The sequence below is a fragment of the Pseudomonas sp. HMWF006 genome, from assembly GCF_003061205.1.
Lineage (GTDB): Bacteria > Pseudomonadota > Gammaproteobacteria > Pseudomonadales > Pseudomonadaceae > Aquipseudomonas > Aquipseudomonas monsensis.
Genome location: NZ_QAIU01000317.1, coordinates 8,247 through 10,881, shown reverse-complemented (window position 1 = coordinate 10,881; position 2,635 = coordinate 8,247). Strand labels below are relative to the sequence as shown.

Genomic DNA, 2,635 nt, shown 5'->3' with positions numbered 1-2,635 from the left:
GTTCCAGCCCGACCACCACCGCCCCCACCGCCGGCACCAGCGCGGCATTCACTGCCGTGGACACCTTTTCCATCGACGCACTGAACACGTTCATGTTCTGCGCAGCGACTTTCGGCGCGGCGGGCAGGTCGACGGTTTTCGCCGTCTCGCTGACCTCGGTCAATTTGCCTTGAAAGGCTGCCGCCGATTTGATGCCGTCCACAAACGGCGTGATCACGCTGCCGCCCTTGAACAGCCCGCTGATATCCAGCTTGCCAAGGCCGGTCTGTTCGAGGTTTTTCTTGAAACTCTCGACCCTGGCCCGGAGGGCGCCGAGTTTGGGCGACAGCTCATCAATGCCCGTGATCAGCACCGGCGTTTTCACTTTCTTGTCTTCGTCTGCCATCACTGCACCTGCTGCATCGCATTGATCCGTTGCGCGTGCTCCAGCGATTCGCGGAGCACATCCAGTGGCCTGGCCATCATCTGTTCGGGGTCAACCTTCCAGAACCAGGCCAGGTCATAGGCGACGGCGATCAGGTCGGTGATGGCGCCGACGCCGCACTCATGAAAAAACTCGCGACGGCCCAGCTCAGCGCGTTGAGGTCAGCCAGATCGAGCTGGTTGACCGACGACGGCGGAATGCCGGCGCACACGGCGATGTACTTGGCCGCCACATCCATGTCGAGGCTGACTTCTTCGCTCTTGTCGATCTTGTACGGCAGCGCCTTGATCGCTCGCACTTCCTGCACCGTCGGACGGCGCAGGACGAGTTCGGTCAGGGGCTCGCCGTGAGCTTCGATCGCAACCTGAAGCTTCACGGCGCCGCTCATTGCCAGGTCCCCTTGATGCCTTCGAATTTCAGTTCGATGGTGGCGTCATCGCCCTTGGAAACCGGCTCTTCGACCAGGTAGGCACCGGCCAGTACGTAGACTTTGCCGTTGCTGAATTCGCAGGTGACGGTGATGTCGGTGCCTTCGATCAGCTTCTTCAGCGGGAAGTCGGCGGTGTGCAGCGCGGTCACTTTGAACGACGGCGCAATGTCGGTTTCCTTGTAGAAGCCGGGTACGACGGTTTCGCGTTTGACCGCCATCAGCGGGGCTTCGCAGCCGCCGTTGATGGTCAGTTGTGCGCCGTCGACTTTGACGTAGCAGGTGCCTGCAATCAGTTGACCCATGGTGTTACTCCCTTCAATAAAAAGCCCACGCGAGGTGGGCTGAAATCGCACGTTCAGACGCTGTTTTTAAGCGGCGGCGTCGTACTGCAGACGGAATTGGTTGAGCAGTGCGAACACGCGCAGACCGTTGATGTAGTCCGGTGGGAACAGCACGTTCACGCGGCTCGGATCCTGCACGTCGCGCTCGACGATCAGGTGCTCGGCGAACAGCTCAGCGTTCTCCACGTGGCCTTCCAGTTCCAGCTTGGCGTACTGGGCGATCAGCTCGCCGCGAATGGTCGCCGGAGTGACGATCGGCTGGCCGGCGCCGAAACGGGTGCCGTCGGAAGCCAGTTTGTGGCGACCGTATTTGCTGGTGATCACGCTCTGCAGACGACGCACGATGAACGCCGACTGGTGCATGGTTTCGCTGTCCAGATAGGAGTTGTCGGCCTGGCCGTAAGCGTTCTTCTGGTAGGTGGTGATCGAACGCTGGATGCGCACGTAACCGCCTTCGTAGTAGGCCGTGGCGATGCCGTAGTTGAGCAGCGACTGACGCTCGGTCAGGGTAAAACGCTCGCTGGCCGGCGCCGGATCAACGCCCGGCAGGCTGCCGCTTTGCGTCGGACGGCTGGCGTCGGCAGAGATGAACACGGCGGTGCGGGCAGCCAGTGCGGCGGCCTGTACCCAGACCGGTTGCGGCACGCCCGGCTCCAGCGCCTGAATGGTCATGTGCTGATCGTTGCGTGCCTGGCCTGCAGCGACCAGGGTCCCCACAGTGCCGCGTTTGGCACTGTAGACGTGACCGAACAGTTGCTTGGCCCAGGACCAACGACCGGTGCTGTCATCCATGACCGCTTGCCAGGTGTTGAGGGTCGACAGATCGGACCACGGCAGTGCGATGAACTCGAACGGCTCGTCGCCCAGTGCCGCCACGGCAGCGATTTGATCCGGCACGCCAACGCCACCAGTCATCGGGGTAATGGCCGTGACCAGACCCGCCGGCGTTTCTTCGCCATTGCTCTTGCCCAGACGGTTGAATTGCAGGCTGATGTCGTTACCGCTATCGCCGGTCCATTTGGCGCTCAGGGTCACCACGCCTTCGGCGGCCACGGCACTCACTGGCAAATCCGCCGTGGCATTGACTTTGAGCGCCAGCGCGGTGGCGGCCTGTGCGGCAGTCGCGCCGGTGACGACGCTACTCTGAACGCGCACACCGCCGACGTACAGATTGAGCACCCCTGCCTGCGTAGCGGCACCGGTCAGGGTCAGTACGCCTTTGGCGATGCTGCCTTCGCTGTTGTGCAGCGGCAGGCACCAGATTTCACCGACCGGATCGGACTTGCGGAAGGTCTCGTACATCGAGGCGAGCATCGAGCCCTGTCCACCGATGCTTTTGGCCAGCGCCACGCTGGAAACCAGCACCAGTTTGCCGGCATCGGCCGGCGCGATATTGTCGTTGACCTGAGCCACGATCAAACGACGCATGCTCGAACTCGC

General features: G+C 62.2%; 3 protein-coding genes and 1 pseudogene. All 4 read right to left on the bottom strand.

The annotated features are described in order from the left end of the window. Window positions 1-385, bottom strand: a pseudogene (locus DBR24_RS13005) (phage tail protein); the annotation flags it as partial. Between the two features lie 130 nt (window positions 386-515). After that, window positions 516-812 carry a phage tail assembly protein gene (locus DBR24_RS13000; protein WP_007908778.1) on the bottom strand — a complete coding sequence of 99 codons (297 nt, stop codon included), beginning with the start codon at window positions 810-812 and terminating at the stop codon, window positions 516-518. After that, the gene (locus DBR24_RS12995; RefSeq protein WP_007908779.1) at window positions 809-1,156 is read right to left on the bottom strand and encodes a phage tail tube protein; all 348 of its coding nucleotides are present in this window, start codon (window positions 1,154-1,156) and stop codon (window positions 809-811) included. The genes DBR24_RS13000 and DBR24_RS12995 overlap by 4 nt, the downstream gene beginning before the upstream one ends. A 66-nt stretch (window positions 1,157-1,222) precedes the next feature. Beyond that, a partial coding sequence (locus tag DBR24_RS12990; RefSeq protein WP_256591447.1) for a phage tail sheath subtilisin-like domain-containing protein occupies window positions 1,223-2,635 on the bottom strand: 1,413 nt, incomplete at its 5' end.